The 17844-nt window shown below is 70.8% G+C and carries 17 protein-coding genes and 3 pseudogenes; 7 read left to right on the top strand and 13 right to left on the bottom strand.

Annotated elements, in window-relative coordinates; genetic code table 11:
* Positions 1-8: 8 nt before the first annotated feature.
* The 5 genes and pseudogenes from ACZZ0J_RS14685 to ACZZ0J_RS14665 form a co-directional block, all read right to left on the bottom strand.
* The gene (locus tag ACZZ0J_RS14685) at positions 9-452 is read right to left on the bottom strand and encodes a Fur family transcriptional regulator (RefSeq protein WP_123293457.1); all 444 of its coding nucleotides are present in this window, start codon (positions 450-452) and stop codon (positions 9-11) included.
* The gene (locus tag ACZZ0J_RS14680; RefSeq protein ID WP_463437512.1) at positions 449-1435 is read right to left on the bottom strand and encodes a metal ABC transporter permease; all 987 of its coding nucleotides are present in this window, start codon (positions 1433-1435) and stop codon (positions 449-451) included. The genes ACZZ0J_RS14685 and ACZZ0J_RS14680 overlap by 4 nt, the downstream gene beginning before the upstream one ends.
* A pseudogene (locus ACZZ0J_RS14675) lies at positions 1435-2270 on the bottom strand (metal ABC transporter ATP-binding protein). The gene ACZZ0J_RS14680 and the pseudogene ACZZ0J_RS14675 overlap by 1 nt, the downstream one beginning before the upstream one ends.
* 47 nt (positions 2271-2317) lie before the next feature.
* Positions 2318-3229, bottom strand: coding sequence for a metal ABC transporter solute-binding protein, Zn/Mn family (locus tag ACZZ0J_RS14670; protein ID WP_463437511.1), 912 nt, complete (start codon positions 3227-3229; stop codon positions 2318-2320).
* Between the two features lie 187 nt (positions 3230-3416).
* Positions 3417-4685 (bottom strand): PTS transporter subunit EIIC, encoded by a 1269-nt coding sequence (locus ACZZ0J_RS14665; RefSeq protein WP_123310652.1) that lies wholly within the window; start codon positions 4683-4685, stop codon positions 3417-3419.
* Positions 4686-4863: 178 nt separating this feature from the next.
* Between ACZZ0J_RS14665 and ACZZ0J_RS14660 the strand changes: the two genes are divergently transcribed.
* Both ACZZ0J_RS14660 and ACZZ0J_RS14655 read left to right on the top strand, forming a co-directional pair.
* Positions 4864-5100, top strand: coding sequence for a PTS transporter subunit EIIB (locus ACZZ0J_RS14660; protein ID WP_071253138.1), 237 nt, complete (start codon positions 4864-4866; stop codon positions 5098-5100).
* Entirely contained in the window at positions 5097-5549 is a 453-nt protein-coding gene (locus tag ACZZ0J_RS14655) for a PTS sugar transporter subunit IIA (RefSeq protein ID WP_463437510.1), read from the top strand. Before ACZZ0J_RS14660 ends, ACZZ0J_RS14655 begins: the two co-directional genes overlap by 4 nt.
* Here ACZZ0J_RS14655 and ACZZ0J_RS14650 read toward each other — a convergent pair.
* The 6 genes and pseudogenes from ACZZ0J_RS14650 to ACZZ0J_RS14625 all read right to left on the bottom strand — a co-directional run bounded on the left by ACZZ0J_RS14650 (position 5441) and on the right by ACZZ0J_RS14625 (position 12171).
* Entirely contained in the window at positions 5441-6370 is a 930-nt protein-coding gene (locus tag ACZZ0J_RS14650) for a GntR family transcriptional regulator (RefSeq protein WP_463437509.1), read from the bottom strand. The two genes, ACZZ0J_RS14655 and ACZZ0J_RS14650, sit on opposite strands and share 109 nt — an antisense overlap.
* Before the next feature lie 129 nt (positions 6371-6499).
* Positions 6500-7030 carry a GNAT family N-acetyltransferase gene (locus tag ACZZ0J_RS14645; RefSeq protein WP_463438195.1) on the bottom strand — a complete coding sequence of 177 codons (531 nt, stop codon included), beginning with the start codon at positions 7028-7030 and terminating at the stop codon, positions 6500-6502.
* A gap of 208 nt (positions 7031-7238) precedes the next feature.
* Entirely contained in the window at positions 7239-8840 is a 1602-nt protein-coding gene (locus tag ACZZ0J_RS14640; RefSeq protein WP_463437508.1) for a dihydrolipoamide acetyltransferase family protein, read from the bottom strand.
* Positions 8841-8886: 46 nt separating this feature from the next.
* Positions 8887-9846, bottom strand: coding sequence for an alpha-ketoacid dehydrogenase subunit beta (locus tag ACZZ0J_RS14635; protein WP_111087054.1), 960 nt, complete (start codon positions 9844-9846; stop codon positions 8887-8889).
* Between the two features lie 86 nt (positions 9847-9932).
* Positions 9933-11069 carry a thiamine pyrophosphate-dependent dehydrogenase E1 component subunit alpha gene (locus ACZZ0J_RS14630; protein ID WP_111087051.1) on the bottom strand — a complete coding sequence of 379 codons (1137 nt, stop codon included), beginning with the start codon at positions 11067-11069 and terminating at the stop codon, positions 9933-9935.
* A 23-nt stretch (positions 11070-11092) separates the two neighbouring features.
* Positions 11093-12171 (bottom strand): annotated as a pseudogene (locus ACZZ0J_RS14625) (histidinol-phosphate transaminase).
* A 50-nt stretch (positions 12172-12221) separates the two neighbouring features.
* On the opposite strand from ACZZ0J_RS14625, the gene ACZZ0J_RS14620 reads away from it, so the two are divergent.
* The 5 genes from ACZZ0J_RS14620 to ACZZ0J_RS14600 all read left to right on the top strand — a co-directional run bounded on the left by ACZZ0J_RS14620 (position 12222) and on the right by ACZZ0J_RS14600 (position 16756).
* Positions 12222-12620, top strand: coding sequence for a phage holin family protein (locus ACZZ0J_RS14620; protein WP_111087052.1), 399 nt, complete (start codon positions 12222-12224; stop codon positions 12618-12620).
* A 47-nt stretch (positions 12621-12667) separates the two neighbouring features.
* Positions 12668-13180 carry a low molecular weight protein-tyrosine-phosphatase gene (locus ACZZ0J_RS14615; RefSeq protein ID WP_111087056.1) on the top strand — a complete coding sequence of 171 codons (513 nt, stop codon included), beginning with the start codon at positions 12668-12670 and terminating at the stop codon, positions 13178-13180.
* Positions 13181-13199: 19 nt separating this feature from the next.
* Positions 13200-14561 carry an adenylosuccinate lyase gene (gene purB, locus ACZZ0J_RS14610; protein ID WP_463438193.1) on the top strand — a complete coding sequence of 454 codons (1362 nt, stop codon included), beginning with the start codon at positions 13200-13202 and terminating at the stop codon, positions 14559-14561.
* 147 nt (positions 14562-14708) lie between these two features.
* The gene (locus tag ACZZ0J_RS14605; protein WP_463437507.1) at positions 14709-15827 is read left to right on the top strand and encodes a hypothetical protein; all 1119 of its coding nucleotides are present in this window, start codon (positions 14709-14711) and stop codon (positions 15825-15827) included.
* 101 nt (positions 15828-15928) lie between these two features.
* Positions 15929-16756: a L,D-transpeptidase family protein gene (locus ACZZ0J_RS14600; protein ID WP_463437506.1), complete on the top strand. Its 828-nt coding sequence runs from the start codon at positions 15929-15931 to the stop codon at positions 16754-16756.
* Positions 16757-16896: 140 nt separating this feature from the next.
* Here the strand turns inward: ACZZ0J_RS14600 and ACZZ0J_RS14595 are convergent, their stop codons facing one another.
* Both ACZZ0J_RS14595 and ACZZ0J_RS14590 read right to left on the bottom strand, forming a co-directional pair.
* Entirely contained in the window at positions 16897-17352 is a 456-nt protein-coding gene (locus ACZZ0J_RS14595) for a LysR family transcriptional regulator substrate-binding protein (protein WP_463437505.1), read from the bottom strand.
* A 322-nt stretch (positions 17353-17674) separates the two neighbouring features.
* Positions 17675-17809: pseudogene (locus ACZZ0J_RS14590) on the bottom strand (LysR family transcriptional regulator); the annotation flags it as partial.
* Positions 17810-17844: the final 35 nt, after the last annotated feature.

Genomic DNA, 17844 nt, shown 5'->3' with positions numbered 1-17844 from the left:
CGCGGACGCTACTCGCCGTCGGCGTCGCCGGTCCGCGGTCCGGCTGCGGCGGCAGATGCCGTGCACACCGCGCACTCGCCGAAGATGTCGACGACGTGGCTGGCGTTCGTGAACCCGTTGGCGGCGGCGACGTCCTGCGCCCACTGCTCGACGGGGTCCGCCTCGATCTCGACGGTCCGGCCGCAGTTCCGGCAGATCAGGTGGTGGTGGTGCGCGTCCGTCGTGCAGGCCCGGTACAGCGATTCGCCGTCCTGCTGCAACGAGTCGGCGTCACCCTCGGTCGCCAGGTCCGCGAGCGCCCGGTAGACGGTGGCGAGGCCGATGGTCGAGCCCTCGTCACGCAGGTGCTGGTGCAGCGCCTGCGCACTGACGAACCCCTCGGTGGAGTCGAGGGCACCGCGCACCGCTTCGCGCTGCCACGTGTTCCGCTTGACCTTCTGCACGGCGTTCATGCTGGTGCACCCACCTTCGTTTCGGCTGACGTTCCGGTTCCGGTTCCGGTTCCGGTTCCGTCCGTTCCGGTTCCGGTTCCGTTCGTTCCGGACGGGAGGCCCGGTGCGCCCCCGCCACGCTGGTCGCGGCGGACGACCCGGTCGCGTCCACGGCGGTCGCGCCTGGCCCCGACGATCCGGCAGACCACCCAGATCGCGAACGAGATGGTCGTCACGTAGGGGCTGATCGGCAGGCCGCCGCCGAGTGCCAGCAGGATGCCACCGACGACCGACACCACGGCGAACACCGTGGAGAGCACCGGCACGACGACCGGGTGCGAGCTGAGCCGCAGGGCCGCGGCGGCCGGGGTGACGAGCAGCGACAGCACGAGCAGGGCGCCGACGATCTGCACCGACACCGCGGTGGCCAGGCCGAGGACGAGCATGAACACGATCGCGAGCGTCCGCACCGGGATGCCGGCGGCCGCGGCCACGTCGGGGTCGACCGACGCGAACATCAGCGGCCGCCAGATGACGAGCAAGGTCGCGACCACGATGGCGGCGATGACGATGAGGAACGTCAGCTGGGGGTTGTCCACCGACACGATCTGGCCGGTGAGCAGCCCGAACTTGTTGGCCGCACGCCCCTTGTAGAGCGCCAGGCACAGGATGCCGAGCCCGAGGCCGAACGGCATGAGCACGGCGATGATCGAGTTGCGGTCGCGCGCTCTCGAGCCGAGCACCCCGATGAGCAGCGCCGCGATCACCGACCCGACGAGCGAGCCCGTGACGACGTTGACGCCGAGCAGCAGGGACGCGCTCGCGCCGGCGAAGGACAGCTCCGAGATGCCGTGCACCGCGAAGGGCATGTTCCGGGCCACGACGAACGGGCCGATGAGCCCGCCGACGACGCCGAGCACCGCGCCGGCCCAGATCGAGTTCTGCACCAGGGTCACGAGCTCGCCGTAGTCCTGGAACGAGAAGACCGTCGACAGGACGTCCATCAGATCCGCCCTTCGTCCGACGCCGGGGCGTGCGGGTCGACCTCGCCGTGGTGGTGGTCGTGCGCGTCGTTCGCGCCGACGATGACGATGCGGCCCATCGTGCGGACGACGTCGACGGGGGTGCCGTACAGGTCGCTCAGGACGTCGGCGCGCAGGACGTCGTCCGGGGAACCGATCCGGAACCGGCCGCCGGCGATGTACAGGACCCGGTCGACGACGTCGAGGATCGGGTTCACGTCGTGCGTCACGAACAAGACGGCTGCATCGTGCTGCCGGTCGATGAGCTCGGTGACGCCGCGCTGGTGCCGCAGGTCGAGCGAGATGAGGGGTTCGTCGCACAGCAGCAGTGCCGGGTCGGCGGCGATGGCCTGACCGACGCGGGTGCGCTGCTGCTCGCCGCCGGACAGCTCGGCCACCGGGGCGTCTGCGAACGCGGTGGCGCCGACCTCGTCGAGGATGCGGTCGATGCGGGCGCGGTCGGCCTTCGACGTCGGCAGGACGCCCCACCGGTGCCCCGTCACACCCTGCGCGATCATGTCCCGCGCGCGCAGGGGGTGCCGGCTTCCATGAGCCGCTGCTGCGGGATGTAGCCGATCTTCCGGTGTCCACGCCGGACGGGCTGACCGAGGAACGACATCGTGCCGCTCGTCAGGCGCTGCTGCCCGAGCACCGTGCGCAGGAGCGAGGTCTTGCCGGCGCCGTTCGGGCCGAGGACCGCGACGAACTCCCCCGGCGCGATGTCCAGGTCCAGGTGTCCCCAGAGCTTCCGTTCACCGAAGGACAACCCGGCGTCGCGCAGGGCCAGGACCGGACGGGCCGCAGCCCGGTCGTCCACCGAGGTGGTCGCCGGGCTGTCGGTCGTCGCTGCTGCGGTCGAGGTCGTCACTTCTGGAGCGCCGCCTGCACCGCGTCGATGTTCGCCTGCTGCCACGAGACGTAATCCTGCCCCTTGGGGAGCGTCTCCGTGACACCGACCACCGGGACGTCGTTCTGGTCGGCAGCCTTCTTGATCTGTTCGGTCTCGGCGCTCGAGGTCTGGTCGTTGTAGGCGAGCAGCTCCACGCGCTTGCCACTGAACAGCGCGAGGGTGTCCTTGAGGGCTGCCGGCGGGACGTCGTCGCCCTCCTCGATCGCCTCGGAGAACGCTTCGGGGGTGACGTTGTCGAGACCGATCGCGTCGAAGAGGTAGCCCGGCACCGGCTCGGTGTACGCCACCTTCTCGCCGTCGTACGTCTTCTTCAGGTCGGCGGTCTGGGTTTCGAGGTCCTCCAGCTTCGTCGTGAGCGCGTCGGCGTTCTTCTCGAACGTGGCCTCGTCGCCCGCATCGAGCGCGGACAGGCGCTTCGTGACGTCGTCGACGAGCTTCACCATCGTCGGGTAGCTGTAGAACACGTGCTCGTTGAACTCGGCGTCGCCGCCCTTGTCCAAGCCGGAGAGCTTCACGACGTTGATGGTGTCGGCCTTGGTGTCCGAGGCGTCGGCGAGCGTGGTCATGAAGTCGTCGTACCCGCCGCCGTTCTCGATGAGCAGGTCGGCCTTCGACACCGCGAGCTGGGTGCGGGCGCTCGACTCGAACGAGTGCGGGTCCTGCGAGGGGTCGTTCAGGATGCTCGTGACCGACACCTGGTCGCCACCGATCGACTGGACGATCGAGCCGTAGACGTTGGTCGAGGCGACGACGGCGATCTTCCCGTCGCTGCTGGCGTCGCCCGAGGCCGAGGAGGTGGCGCAGCCCGTCAGGGCGAGCGCGGCGGCGCCGGCGACGAGCGGGAGGGCGAGGAGGCGGTTGTGCATGCTCCGACGGTAGCGCTTGCTGATAACGATTGTCAAAACCGGTATCAGCGCTCTGGTGGTGACGACAGCACGACGGGAGGCCCGGTGCCAGCTGGCACCGCCTCCCTCGCAGGCTCGGTCGGCGCGCCCCGCGCAACGCTTCGCGTTGCCGCTGAGCGGGGCGCGCCCGTCCGTCACGTGGTGATGTCTACGGCTTGGTGGCCGCCTCGATCGTGTTCTCGGCGATAGTGTCCTCTTCACGCCCGGGGGTGCGGAGGTTCCACTTCTTGATCACGAAACTGAACAGGAAGTAGTACACGACCGCGTAGCCGAGGCCGATCGGGATGAGCCAGATCGCCCCGTCCGCCTTGCCGAAGTTCAGCACGTAGTCGATCGCACCGGCCGAGAACGAGAACCCGTCGTGGATGCCGAGGGCGTTGACCAGCGCCAGCGAGGTCCCGGTGAGCACCGCGTGGATGATGTACAGCGGGAACGCGACGAACATGAACGAGTACTCGAGCGGCTCGGTGATGCCGGTCACGAACGAGGTGAGGGCGGCCGAGATCATGATGCCGCCGACGAGCTTGCGGTTCTGCGGCTTGGCGTTGCGCCAGATCGCGAGTGCACCGGCCGGCAGCGCGAACATCATGATCGGGAAGAAGCCGGTCTGGAAGATACCCGCGGTCGGGTCGCCGGCGAGGAAGCGCGGGATGTCGCCGTGCACGATGTCGCCGGCCGCGTTCGTGAAGCTGCCGAGCTGGAACCACGGGAAGAAGTTGAGCAGCTGGTGCAGGCCGATCGGGATGAGCATGCGGTTCGCGAACCCGAAGATGCCGCCACCGATCACGGCGTTGTCCGCAACGGCGGTACCGGCTGCCGTGAGCGCGATGTCGAAGTAGCGGTAGACGAATGCCATGAGCACGGCGATGACGAGACCAGCCGCAGCGGTCAGGATCGGGACGAGGCGACGACCGGAGAAGAAGCCCAGGAAGTCGGGCATCTTCGTGCGGTGGAACTTCTCCCACATGACCGCCGAGACAAGCCCCATCACGATGCCGCCGAGGACGCCGAAGTTGATGGTCGCCTGGTCGCCGTTCGCGTCCTTGACCCCCGCGAGCACAACCGGGGACATGACTGCGAACACCTGGTACATGACCATGTAGCCGACGACGGCGGCCAGAGCGGTCGTGCCGTCCGACTTCTTCGCCCACCCGATCGCGATGCCGACCGCGAAGAGGAGCGGCAGCCAGGTGAAGATGGCCTGGCCGGCAGCCGAGATGACCCCCGCGCCCGTCTCGAAGCCCGGGATCGCGCCGAGCAGATCGGGCTGCCCGATGCGGTTCAGGATGCCCGCGGCCGGCATGACCGCGATCGGCAGGAGCAGGCTCCGTCCGAGGCGCTGGGCGTTGGCGAACAGCCGGGACTGCTTCTTCGGCTTCTTCTTCTCCGGCACGTCCGTGGCAGTGGTGGCGCTCATCGGAGGTCCTCTCGTCATTGGGTGGAGCTGTCGGGGTGAGTTGAGTCGTGCAGCCAGCGCAGGTAACCTCGGCGGTGTCGCCAGGTCCGGTCCTGTCCGGTCATGACCAGTTCCGTAGTCTGAACCGAGACCGGTCCCGTGTCAACCTGGTACGAGAACCCTTAACGAGGAGGAAACGATGGCCGACATCAAGGCAGCCGACATCATCGCCGCGCTCGGCGGTGCCGACAACATCGAAGAGGTCGAGGGCTGCATCACGCGCCTCCGTGTCGAGGTCGAGGACGGCGACCTCGTCGACAAGGCCGCGCTGCAGGCTGCGGGCGCCCAGGCCGTCGTCGGCGGTGGCACCGGCTGGCAGGTCATCGTCGGCACCGTCGCCGACAACCTCGCGCAGGACATCCAGGACGAACTGTGACGGCGGTCCGCACGCCCTTCGCCGGCCCGGTCGTCGCCCTCGCTGACGTACCGGACCCGGTGTTCGCCGGCCAGCTCGTCGGCGCCGGTGTGGCCGTCGACCCGACGGGTGTCGAGGGCGCGGTCACCGCGGTGGCCCCGGTCGACGGCACCATCGTGAAGCTGCACCCACACGCGTTCGCGCTGCAGGGCTCGGCAGGCACGGACGTCCTCGTGCACGTCGGCATCGACACCGTGAAGCTCGCGGGCGAGGGCTTCGAGATCCTCGCCACCGAGGGGTCGACGGTCACGGCCGGCGACCCCGTCGTCCGGTTCACGCCCTCGGTGATCTCGGCCGCCGGCTACTCGCCGATCTGCCCCGTCGTGGTGCTCGGCTCCGCGCCGGACACCGTCGACCAGGGCACGGTGGGCACCTCGGTGCTCGACGGCGACACCCTGTTCGAGGTCTGACCCGGACCTCCCCGGTTCTTCCTTGCCGAAGCGACTCTGTGCTGCGGAACGTTCGCAGCACAGAGTCGCTTTCGCGTTCGTGCCGGACTACGCGACCGCCGGGGTCGCGGTGACCTCCATCTGCACGCGGTAGCGGTCCGAGCGGTACCAGCTGCGGGTGTGCTCCACGGGGCGCTCCCCGCGTACGACACCCGGTCGAACTCGAGCACCGGGGCACCGGTCTTCGTGCCGAGCAGGGTCGCGACGTCGTCGGCGGCCGGGTTCGCAGCCACCGTCTGCTGTGCCCGGTCGATCGGGGTGCCGTACTCGTTCGCGATGATCGAGTACACCGACCCGGACAGGTCGTGGTCGAGCAGCCCCGGGAACGCATCGGCCACGAGCCAGGCGTCGTCGATCGACACCGGAGCGCCGTCCGCCATCCGGAGTCGCTTCACGTGGAAGGCCGACACCTCGGCGTCGAGCCGCAGGGCCGCCACGGTGTCACTCGGCGGCACACGTTCCTCGCGCACCAGGACCACCGTCGTCGGGACGTGGCCCATCGCGCGCATCTCCTCGGTGAACGACGCCAGGTGCAGCGTCGACTGCACGGGGCGGTGTGCCACGAAGGTGCCCTTGCCGCGGACGCGCTCCAGGTAGCCCTCGTTGACGAGCTGCCCGAGGGCTTCGCGCACGGTGATCCGTGAGACGCCGTACTCGGCGATGAGCTGGCGTTCGGACGGGATCGCGGCCCCGGGCGCCAGGCGAGCGGTAGCGAGGTCGAGCAGGATGCGCCGCAACTGCTGGTGCTTCGGTTCGGCACCCTCGGTGATGCGGCTCGTCATGCGTCCCTCGTGCTCCGTTGCTGGTCCTGGGTGGTGGTCATGCGCGGACATGACCAGTTCCCATCACAGTAGCGAGTCGACCTCGGAACGCCAATGTGCGTGACGTTCCGCGTGGACCGGCGGGAGGGTTCAGGCGTTGCGGACGAGCCAGGCGAACTGTTCGTCGGAGAGCAGCCGGTCGGTCCAGACCTGCCCCTCGACCCCCGCAGCGGAGGACGTCTGCACCCCGGGAGCCCCCTGCCACACGAGTGACAGCCCGGCACGACGGAGCACCGCGGCGGACGCGGGGTTGTTCGTGAGCACGCGACCCGTCACGGGGACGTCCGGCGCGGTCTCGGCAGCAGCGCGCACGGCAGCGAGGGCGATCTCGGACGCGAAGCCCTGCCCCCAGGCGGCGGGAGCCAACCGGTAGCCGAGGTTCCACACCCCACCGGCGGTCATGTCGACACCGCCGACCCCGACGAACGCGTGGTCAGCAGCGGTCCGGACGGCCCACGAACCGAGTCCGTGTCGGGCCCGCCCACCGATCTTCCGCTGCACCAGGTCCACGCTCGAGCTCCGGGCGACGTGCCGTCCGCTCGGCAGGTGCTGCCAGGTGCGGGCGTCAGCGAACACCGCGTGCACGTCGTCGATGTCGGCCGGCGTGAGCGGGGTGAGCAGGAGGCGATCCGTTCGGATCTCCTGCGAGGGGTCAGGAGCTGGTGGACCATGCCCCGATCATCCCCCGCACCACCGACATCCGTGTGAACACCACGCGACGTTTGCGGAAGGCCGCAGATGGTGAGCAGAAATGGTCGAGTGGCTCGAAGCCACCCGACCCTTTCTGCTCACGAAGCGGAACGACCGACGCGCTGGCCCCGAACGCCACTCAGTCGAGCAGGAGCGCGGGCTCCTCGAGCACCGAGGCCACGTCGTGCACGAAGCGCGACGCCACGTCACCGTCGACGACGCGGTGGTCGAACGAGGCGCCGATGGTCGTCACCATGCGCGACCGGACCTCGCCGTCGACGACCCACGGCTTCGGCTTGATCGTGCCCATGGCGACGATGGCGACCTCGCCCGGGTTCAGGATCGGGGTCCCGGTGTCCATGCCGAACACGCCGATGTTCGTGATCGAGACGGTGCCGTTCGCCATCTGCTTCGGCGTCGTCTTGCCGTCACGGGCGGTGAGGGTGAGTTCCTCGAGCGCCTGCGCCAGTTCGAGCAGCGACATGTCCTGCGCGTCCTTGATGTTCGGCACGATGAGCCCGCGCGGGGTCGCCGCGGCGATGCCGAGGTTCACGAAGTGGTGGACGATGATCTCGCGATCGGTCCAGGTCGAATTCACCGAACGGTTGCGGCGGACGGCCCAGATGACGGCCTTCGCCACGATGAGCAGCGGCGAGACCTTGACGCCGGCGAACGTCGGCGACGCCTTGAGGCGCTTGACGAACTCCATCGTGTGGGTCGCGTCGACGTCGACGAACAGCGACACGTGCGGTGCGGTGAAGGCCGAGGTGGTCATCGCGGTCGCGATGGCCTTGCGGACGCCCTTGACCGGGATCGTCTCGCTGCGCACCTCGCCCCACTCGGGCGTCTCGATGTTGCGGAAGACGCTGGCCTGCTTCGCGTGCCGGATGACGTCGTCGCGGGTGACCTCGCCGGCGAACCCGGTCGCGACGATCTCGGTCAGTTCGACACCGAGGTCCTTCGCGAGCTTCCGGATCGGCGGCTTCGCGAGCACGTTGGTCGCGAGGGTCTGCTTGCGCGCGGGCGCGGAGGCCAGACCGGCGATCGCCTCGGCGGTGGTGTCCTCACCGGGATCGCTGGCCGCTTCGGCCGCTGCTGCGGCATCCACACTGGAGGCACGGCTCGCCTCGGCCGCGAGGGCTGCGGCCCGGCGGGCACCCGGCTTGCGACGCGACGGCGACGAGGTCGCCGAGCCGTAGCCGACGAGGACGGCGCCGGAGGACTCGTCCGTCCCGACGACGGAGGCACCGTCGGCGACGGGCTGCGCGGTTGCCGCAGGGGCAGCCGCGGGCGCGGCAGCGACGACGGGAGCAGAGGCAGCAGCGGGTGCCGGGGCCACCGTGGGGGCGGGCGGGGTCTGCGCGACCGGAGCTGCCGGGGCGGGCGCCACGGGCGGGGTCGGGGCGACCACGGGCGAGGTCGGGACGCTGTCGGCGACCGGTGCCGGGCCTCCCGACTGGACGGCCGGGGCTGCGACCGGCGCACCGGACGCGACCGACGCGTCGGACTCGACACGGATGATCGGCTTGCCGACCTCGACCGTGTCGCCCTCGGACACGAGCAGCCCGGTGACGGTACCGGCGAACGGCGACGGCAGTTCGACGAGCGACTTCGCGGTCTCGATCTCGACCAGGACCTGGTCGACGGTGATCTCGTCCCCGATCGCGACGCGCCAATGCACGATCTCGGCCTCGGTGAGGCCTTCGCCCACGTCGGGCAGGGGGAATTCGGCGACGGCCACTGACGGCTCCTTCGGCGTTCGGACGAGTTGGGTCGGTCGAGCTGGATCAGTACGCGAGGGCGCGGTCGACGGCCTCGAGGACGCGGTCGGCGTCCGGCAGGTGCAGGTGCTCCAGCTTCGAGACCGGGAACGGGATGTCGAACCCGGACACCCGCAGCGGCGGCGCCTGCATCGTGTAGAACGCCTTCTCGGCGACCGTGGCGGCGATCTCGCTGCCGACACTGACGAAGCCGGACGCCTCTTGCGCGATGACCAGGCGACCGGTCTTGCGGACCGAGGTGAGGATCGGGTCCCAGTCGATGGGCGAGATCGAGCGGAGGTCGATGACCTCGCAGCTCGTGCCCTCGGACTCGGCGAGCTCGGCGGCCTGCATGAGGGTCGCGACCATCGCACCGTGGCCGACGAGGGTGACCTCGGTGCCGGTGCGTGCCACACGCGTGGTGTGCATCGGGACGTGCCCGTCGACGAGGTCGACCTGGCCCTTGGGCCAGTAGCGCGACTTCGGTTCGAGGAAGACGACCGGGTCCTTCGAGGCGATCGCCTCTTGGATCATCCAGTAGGCGTCGTTCGGGGTGCTCGGGCTGACCACGCGCAGACCGGGGGTGTGCGCGAAGTACGCCTCGGGCGACTCCTGGTGGTGCTCCACGGCACCGATGTGGCCGCCGTAGGGGATGCGGATGACGACGGGCAGCGACATGTGCGCCGGCAGCCGGTTCGCCATCTTCGCGAGCTGCGAGGTGATCTGGTCGAAGCCGGGCCACACGAAGCCGTCGAACTGGATCTCGACGACGGGGCGGTAGCCGCGCAGGGCGAGGCCGATCGCGGTGCCGATGATGCCGGCCTCGGCGAGCGGGGTGTCCCGCACGCGCTCGGGGCCGAACCGGTCCTGCAGGCCCTCGGTGATGCGGAAGACGCCGCCCAGCTGGCCGATGTCCTCGCCCATCAGCAGGACCTTGTCGTCTGCCTGCATCGCCGCGGCGAGCCCGGCGTTGAGGGCCTTCGCCATCGGCAGGGTCGGGGTGGGGTCGCTCGGGACCTCGCCGGCGCCCGGGTGGGACCGCAGCGTGTAGTCGAAGAGCTGCTCGGTGGTGCTCATGCGTGGGCGCCCCCTTCGAAGCCGGCCTCGTACTGTTCGAGCCAGGCCTTCTGCTCGGCGACCAGCGGGTGCGGTTCGCGGTAGACGTTGTCGAACATGACGTCGACGGACGGCGGGGTCAGCGCCACGGTGCGGCGGCGGACGTCGGCGGCGATGTCCTCGCCCTCTTCGTCGAACGCGGCGAACTGCTCGTCCGTCGCGCCCTTCGAGCGCAGGTACGCCTCGGAGCGGACGATCGGGTCGCGGCGGACCCAGTCCTCGAGCTCGCCGTCGGCGCGGTACCGGCTCGGGTCGTCCGAGCTCGTGTGCGCGCCGATGCGGTACGTGTCCGCCTCGATGAACGCGGGACCCTGACCGCTGCGGGCGTGGTCGGTGGCGACGACCGACGCCGTGTACGACGCCAGGATGTCGTTGCCGTCGATCAGCACGCTCGGGATCCCGAAGCCGCGAGGACGGTCGACGAGCGGCGTGGGCGACTGCACCGACACGGGCACCGAGATCGCCCAGTGGTTGTTCTGCAGGAAGAAGACGACGGGCGCCTTGGTCGACGCCGAGAACACGTACGCCTCGTTCACGTCGCCCTGGCTCGTCGCGCCGTCGCCGAAGTACACGATGGAGCACGCGTCACGGTCGGGGTCGCCCGTGCCGACGTCGCCGTCGAGCTTCTGGCCGAGCGCGTAGCCCGTGGCGTGCAGGGTCTGCGAACCGATCACCAGGGTGGAGATGTGCGTGTTGCCGCGCTGGTCCGGGTCCCATCCACCGTGGGTCTGCCCGCGGTACATCGCGATGATCTCCATCGGCTCGACACCGCGCTGCATCGTGACGGCGTGCTCGCGGTACGAGGGGAAGACGTGGTCCTGGGCGCGCAGGGCGAAGGCGGAACCGGTCTGCGCGGCCTCCTGCCCGTGACTCGGCACCCAGAGGCCGAGCTGGCCGGTGCGCTGCAGGTTGTGGCCGGCGTGGTCGAACCGTCGGGTGAGGACCATGCGGCGGTGCATCGCCAGCAGGGTCTCGTCGGGGATCGCCCGCGCGGCGGCGGCGAACTCGGCGTTCTCGTCGGACTCCACGAACCGACCCTCGGGGTCGAGGAGCCGGACGGTGGTCGTCGCGGGAGCCGCGGCGCGGAATGACATGCGGGCCAGCGTAGCGGCAGGCATCAGTCGGCCACCTGGAGGTCCCCCACAAGCGAGCGGGCCGTTTCGAGGAGCGTTTCCACAGCCTCGTGCTCGCCGATCGAGATGCGGATGCCCTCCGGCGGGAAGGCCCGCACGATGATGCCGGCCTCCTCGAAGGCCGCGGCCGCGGCGACCGTGCGGTCCCCGTCGGCAGCCAGACGAAGTTGCCCTGGGCGTCCGGCACGGCCCAGCCCTGCTCGCGGAGCTCGGTGACGATGCGGTCGCGCAGCGCGGCGATCTCGGAGACCCGCTCGAGCAGTTCGCCCTCGCGTTCCAGGCTCGCCAGTGCGGCCGCCTGCCCCTGGGCCGTGACGGAGAGGGGGATCGCGCACGCGCGGACCGCCTCGAGCACGTACACCGGGCCGAGGGCGTAGCCGACGCGCAGCCCGGCGAGACCGTACGCCTTCGAGAAGGTCCGGAGGACGACCAGGTTCGGGTAGCGGGCCAGCAACGGGTGCCCGTGCACGGCGGCCTCGTCGGTCGCGAACTCGGCGTATGCCTCGTCGAGCACGACCAGCACGGACTGCGGCACCGCGGCCATGAAGGACGCGAACTCGGACTCGGTCACGATCGGGCCGGTCGGGTTGTTCGGCGTGCACACGATCACCATGCGGGTGCGGTCGGTGACGGCAGCGGCCATCGCGTCGAGGTCGTGGCCGCCGTCCGGCCGGTTCGGCACCTGCACGCTCGTGGCACCCGCGACGGTGACGACACCGGGGTAGGCCTCGAACGACCGCCAGGCGTAGACGATCTCGTCGCCCGGACCGGAGGTCGCGCGGGCGAGCTCGTGCAGGATCGCGACGCTGCCCGGGGCGACGTGCACTTCGTCGGCGGTCAGACCGAACCGGTTCGCGAGCGCGGCACGGACGGCCAGGGCGGTGGCGTCGGGGTAGCGGTTGAACGCGGTCTGCGCCTGCACGGCCTGGACCACCCCGGGGAGCGGGGGGAACGGGTTCTCGTTGCTCGACAGCTTGAAGGCGTCGTCGGCGGCCTGGCGTCCCTGCTTGTAGGCGGGGAGGACGGCGATCTCGGGCCGGATGTGCACACGCTCGTCAGTCACCGGTTCAGGTTACCGGCACGTGCGCGGGGACCGGAGGGCATCATGGGTGCATGCGATTCCTCGTCCGCCTCGTCGTCAACGCCGTGGCCCTCTGGCTCACCACGCTCATCGTCAGCGGCGTCTCCGTCACCGCGTTCGGCGACGGCGGGACCACGGCGACCGTGCTCACCTACCTGCTCGTGGCCTTCGTGTTCGGGCTCGTCAACGCCGTGATCGGCACGCTGATCCGGATCGTGGCGTTCCCGATCTACATCCTGACCCTCGGGCTCATCTCCTTCATCGTGAACGCGATCCTGCTGCTCATCGTCGCGGGCATCTCGGACGCGTTCGGCTTCGGGCTCGAGGTCGAGTCGTTCGGCTGGGGCATCGTGGGCGCCTTCGTGCTCGCCGTCTTCGCCTGGCTGATCGGGCTGTTCGTCCGTCCGGTGCTGAACCGCCAGCGGGCGTGACCCGGACGGACCTCGCGGAGGACCCCTCCCTGCGTCATGATGTGACCATGGCCCCGGACGTCGACGCCCCGTTCCGCGTCTCGTTCGTCTGCAGTGGCAACATCTGCCGGTCCCCCATGGCCGGCGTCGTCTTCGCGCAGATCGCGGCGGACGCCGGGCTCGCCGACCGCTTCCACGTCGAGTCGGCCGGCACCGGTGACTGGCACGTCGGCGAACCGGCCGACGAGCGCACGATCGCAGCCCTCGCGGCACGCGGATACGATGGCAGCAGGCATCGCGCCCGTCAGTTCGACCCGGACCGGTTCCCGGACCTCGATCTGGTGGTCGCACTCGACCGCTCCCACGAACGCGTCCTGCGATCGTGGGCACCGACCATGGACGACTCCGCCAAGGTGACGCTCCTGCTGCGGTACGACGACGCCTGGCCCCAGCAGACCGACGTACCGGACCCGTACTACGCGGACCGGCACGAGTTCGACCGAGTGCTCTCGACCGTCGAACGGGCCTGCCGGGCGCTCTTCCACCAGCTCGAGCCGGCCGTCCGTCAGGGAGCCCCATGACCCCCTTCCCCCGCAGCCGATCAGCCCGCTCGACGGGCGCTACTACCCGATCGTGCACACGGTGGGCGAGCACCTCTCCGAGGCCGGGCTCAACCGCGCGCGCATCGTGGTCGAGGTCGAGTGGCTGGTCTTCCTGACCGACCACGCGATGTTCACCACCTCGCCGCTCAGCGTCGACGACAAGGCCGCACTCCGACGCATCGTGGAGACCTTCGGCCACGACCAGATCGCCGAACTCGCCGAGATCGAGGCGACGACCCGCCACGACGTCAAGGCCGTCGAGTACTTCGTCCGCCGCCGCCTCTCGGAGCTCGGGCTGGACGCGATCGCCGAGCTCACCCACTTCGCCGCCACGAGCGAGGACGTCAACAACCTGTCCTACGCCCTGACCGTGCGGGACACCGTCGACCAGGTCTGGCTGCCGGCGTACCGTGCCGTGCTCGAGAAGCTGCGGACCCTCGCCGTCGAGCTGCGCGCCGTCCCGATGCTCTCCCACACGCACGGGCAGCCCGCGACCCCCTCGACGCTCGGCAAGGAACTCGCGGTCGTCGTCTACCGGCTCGAGCGCGTCCTGGCCCAGATCGAGGGCGGCGAGTACCTCGGCAAGTTCTCCGGCGCGACCGGCACCTTCTCAGCCCACCTCGCCGCCGACCCCGAGGCCGACTGGCCGACGCTGTCGCGCGAGTTCGTCGAGGGCCTCGGGCTCACCTGGAACCCGCTCACCACGCAGATCGAGTCGCACGACTGGCAGGCCGAGCTGTACGACCGGATCCGGCACGCCAACCGCATCCTGCACAACCTGGCGACCGACGTGTGGACCTACATCTCGATGGGGTACTTCACGCAGATCCCGGTCGCCGGTGCCACCGGGTCGTCGACGATGCCGCACAAGATCAACCCGATCAAGTTCGAGAACGCCGAGGCGAACCTCGAGATCTCGTCGGCGCTGTTCTCCACCCTGTCCGAGACCCTCGTGACGAGCCGCCTGCAGCGCGACCTGACCGACTCCACCACGCAGCGGAACATCGGCGTCGCGTTCGGGCACTCGCTGCTCGCGCTCGACAACCTGCGCCGCGGCCTGGGCGAGATCTCGGTGAACGAAGCCAAGCTCGCCGACGACCTCGACCACAACTGGGAGGTCCTCGCCGAGGCGATCCAGACGGTCATCCGCGCCGAGGTCACCGCCGGGCAGTCGAACATCGAGGACCCCTACGCGATGCTCAAGGACCTCACCCGCGGCAAGCGGGTGACCCAGCAGGACCTCATCGTGTTCGTGAACGGCCTGGACATCTCGGACGGCGCGAAGGCCCGGCTGACGAACCTGACGCCGGCGACGTACACGGGCCTGGCGGACGAGCTGGTCGACCACCTCGACGTCTGACGTCCGACGTTCCCGGACATCCGCGTGACGCGCGACGGTTCCTCACGTAAGCTCGCGACGGACGCTGGGGGGACCGCGACGTCGCGGAGCACGGAACCGGGTCCGCGCTGCACCCCGCTCGGGTGTTCGAACCGGAAGAACCCATCCATGCGCCGTACCACCATCGCCACCGCCGCCGCGGTGACCGCGCTCGCAGCCGCGCTCGTCGCCCTCCCGGGCGTCGCCACGGCCGAGAACGCGCCGAGCCCGACCCCCACAGCGTCCCAGCAGTCCATCACGGGCACCGCGGGCGAGGGCACCGCTGCGAAGACCTCGCCCGAGAGCCGTGCCGCGACGCCGGCCGGCACCGAGTGGGTCGCCGCGGACGACCTCACGACCTGGACGAGCGGCGCCTTCCCGGCGACCTGGTTCACCACGGGCGGCACGCCGACGTTCGGCGCGAGCGGCGCGACGCTGCCGACCGGCACGCTCCTCGCGCACGCCACGACCGGCAGCGCCGCGACCGACCTCACCGATGTCCGTAGCACGGTGAAGGCATCGCGGGAGGGCCTCGGCCTCGGCACCGCCGACCTCATCGCGTCGGGTGACGCCCGCTACGCACTGGTGGTCGACACCGCTGGTTCGACCGACAACGCCCCGGGCGACGGCGTCGTCCTGACCACCTCGGCCACCGGACCCACCGCCGTCGACGGCACCTGGACGGCCACGCTGCCGGTCGGCACCATCGCCGCGGGCACCGCGGCGACCCTCGCGGCCTTCCAGGCCCAGTTCGCGGCGACCACCCCGGACGCCACCATCAACGCGTACGGCGCGGTGACGCTCACCGGGACCGGCACGGTCACGGGGATCTCCCGGAACCAGGACAACACCTACTTCACCCCCGAGCCGACCGGCACGATCCGGGTGCAGACGCCGACCACGCAGTCGTCGCTCCGCGACCCGGGTGTGCAGGTCACCGCGACCGGCTTCCTGCCGGGTGAGAAGGTGCTGCCCGCGATCCTGCTGCCGGACCTCGAGTACGTCGGTGCGGACCAGGTCTTCACCGCCGACGCGGACGGCAACGTCTCCGGGACCGCCACGTTCAGCGCCGACATCCCGGCCGGCGACGTCGCCCTCATCCTGAGCGGGGACGACAGCGGCATCCTGGTCAGCTTCGCAGTGACGATCGTGGCCGACCCGACGACGCCGGGCACCGACCCCACCCCGGTCGACGACCCGGCTCCCGTCGCGGTCCCGGTCCCGGGCAACGCGGCCTTCACCGGCTGATCCGCAGCACCGACCGAACCGACGTCCTCAGCGGCGTCCGACGGCGTCCGGCGAGTTCCACGCCGGGCGCCGTCGCCACGTCCGAACCGAGGAGCCGTACCGTGCCCCGACCGTCGTCGTCCCGCTTCCGCCCCGGGGTGCTCGCCGCTGCCGTGGCGATCGCCGTCGCTGCGGTGATCGTCGTCCTGGCGATGCGCCCGTGGTCCGCTCCGGCCGCCGCGCCCACCTCGGCGCCATCGCCGGTCGCATCGAGCACGCCGACAGCGAGCGCGACCCGGGGACCGACTCAGACGCCGACGCCGACCGCGAGCCGCGGCCCGGTGGACGCGGTGCACGCCCCGGCGACGTCGACGGTCGCTGCGGTCCGCGGCGCGTCGATCGCGGTGCACACCGCCCCGGGCGGCGCGGTCACGACCACCCTGCCGAACCCCCAGACCTCCGGCGCCCCGCTCGTGTTCCTCGTGGTGGCGCAGCAGGACAGGTGGGTGCAGGTGCAGCTCGCGCAGCGTCCGAACGGCAGCACCGGCTGGGTGGAGAAGACGTCCGTCGACCTGTCCGCCGACCCGTACGCGATCGTGGTGACGACGTCGACCAACACCCTCGAGCTCTACAAGGCCGGCAAGGTCGTCGACAGCTACCCCGTCGCGACGGGTACCGGTGGGACGCCGACGCCGACGGGCCGCTTCGCGCTGACCGAGCTGCTGGCGCCGACGAACGCCGGGTACGGCCCGTTCGCCTACGGCACGACGGCGTTCTCGGACGTGCTGAACTCGTTCGGTGGCGGCCCGGGGCAGATCGGGCTGCACGGCACCGACGACACCTCGAGCATCGGCACCGCCGCCTCGCACGGCTGCATCCGCATGCACAACGCCGACATCACCGCACTCGCGGGGCTCCTGCCGCTCGGCACCCCGATCCAGGTGCGCTGACGCCCCTGGCGCTCACCGAGTGAGCAGAAGAGGTCGAGTCGCGGCGCAGGACCCGACCGCTTCTGCTCACGAAGCGGGTCTGCCGCAGCGCCCACGCGGCCGGGAGGCACGGCGTGCGCCCGGCAGTGGGCGCGACCGTCTCAGGTGGTGACGTCCAGGGCCTCGGCGACCAGCGCCTCCAGGACGGTGCGCACCACGGGGCGGACCGCACGGTCGGGGCGGACCAGCGCCTCGATCCGGCGCCCTGCGCGCACGTCGGCCAGCTCGGCCAGGTGGAACCGGCCGGACGCCCGGGTGCCCGACGTGTAGCGCGGCACCAGTGCGACGCCGTGCCCCGCGGCGACCAGGTTCTCGATGACGGGCAGGTGGATCGTCCGGAAGGCGACGCTCGGCGGTGCGTCCGACGCCGCCGCCATCGCCTGCAGGACCCGGTCGATCGGGTAGCCCTCCGGCACGCCGATCCAGGTCTCGCCGACGACCTCGTCGATCCCGACCCGTTCGCGCCCGGCGAGCCGGTGCCCCGGCGGCAGGGCGACGTCGAGCGGTTCGCGCAGGAGCGGCACGGTCTCGACCGCCCCCTGGTCCGCCGGTCGCACCCCGTCCGACCGGTGCCCGATGGCGATGTCGTGGTCGGCGGCGAGCGGCGCGAACTCCCTCGCTGACGTCCACGTCGACGAGGGTCAGCTCGATGCCGGGGTGCGCGCGCATCCGGGTGAGGACTCCGGGCAGCAGCAGTTCGGCCGCCGACGGGAAGATCGCGAGGTCGACGCGGCCCGTCGCGCCGCCCAGGTGCTCCTGCCACGCGGCGTCGACCCGGGCGATCGCCGTGGCGACGCCGGCGGACAGGCCGGCCAGCACCTCGCCGTGGGCGGTGAGCCGGACGCCGCGTCCGACGCGCTCGACGAGCGGGACGCCCACCTGCCGCTGCAGCGTCTGCAGTTGCTGCGACACCGCGCTGGGCGTGCGGTGCGTGGCCTCGGCGACGGCGGTGACACTGCCGCGCTCGGCGAGCTCGCGGAGGACGGCGAGCAGGTGCACGTCGAAGTTGACCATGCAGGAGGCTACAACGTCGGTTGCGAACAATTCGC

This window comes from Curtobacterium sp. AC272 (assembly GCF_979258155.1).
Note: the sequence above shows the minus strand (reverse complement) of the source record. Positions and strands in the feature narration are given on the sequence as shown.